The organism is Corallococcus sicarius (assembly GCF_003611735.1).
Taxonomy (GTDB): Bacteria; Myxococcota; Myxococcia; order Myxococcales; family Myxococcaceae; genus Corallococcus; species Corallococcus sicarius.
Genome location: NZ_RAWG01000677.1, coordinates 1 through 740, shown reverse-complemented (window position 1 = coordinate 740; position 740 = coordinate 1). Strand labels below are relative to the sequence as shown.

Sequence of the window (740 nt, the reverse complement as noted above, 5' to 3'; positions counted from 1 at the left end):
AGCACACCTTCGAGCACCACGCGAAGACGACGGGACTCGTCGGCTCCGTGGAGAGCGGCCTGAAGCGCCTGCGCGAGGTGCAGGCGGGGGACGTGGACGAGGTGGCGGCCCTCATCGACTTCGGCCTCGAAACCCCGGTGGTGCTGGACGGCCTGCGCCGACTGGCCCGGGTGCGCGAGCTGCTGGAGAGCGAAGGCGCCGCGCGCCAGGAGCAGGTGCTGGTGGAGAGCGGCCAGGGCGTGGAGGGGCTGCTCGCGCTCGCGAAGCAGTCCGGCGCGGTGCTGGTGCACACGTCGGCCCGGCTGGCGCGTTCGCTGACGGAGCTTCCCGGGGCGCGAGACTCCCTGGGCTCCGTGGGTGCGCTGGTGCTGGAGGGTGCGTCGTCGGAGCTGGCCTCCGCGCTGCAACGGACCGCCGGTGTGGAGGTGCTGTTGTCCGGAGGCGCCATGGAAGGCGCGCTCCTGCCGCGTGCGCCGGGCGAGCGCATCCCGTCCAGTCTCCAGTCCTGGGTGCTGGATCCCACGGGACAGCCGGTGCCCGTGGGCGTGGTGGGCGAGCTGGCCCTCGCGGGCGCGGGCCTTCCCCGGGGCCTGTGGAAGGCCGAGGCAGAGGAACACCGCCGACTGGTGCCGCACCCGACGGAGGTGTCCGCGCGGCTGTACCGCACCGGGCACCATGCCCGCCTGCGCGCGGATGGACGCGTGGAGCCGGTGACGCTGCCGTCGCGCCTGCCCGCCGCC

1 protein-coding gene is annotated in these 740 nt (G+C 74.7%); it reads left to right on the top strand.

Annotated features, from left to right (window positions below; genetic code table 11):
* Positions 1 to 740: AMP-binding protein (locus D7X12_RS41655; RefSeq protein WP_147444012.1), on the top strand; the 740-nt coding region annotated here is incomplete at both ends.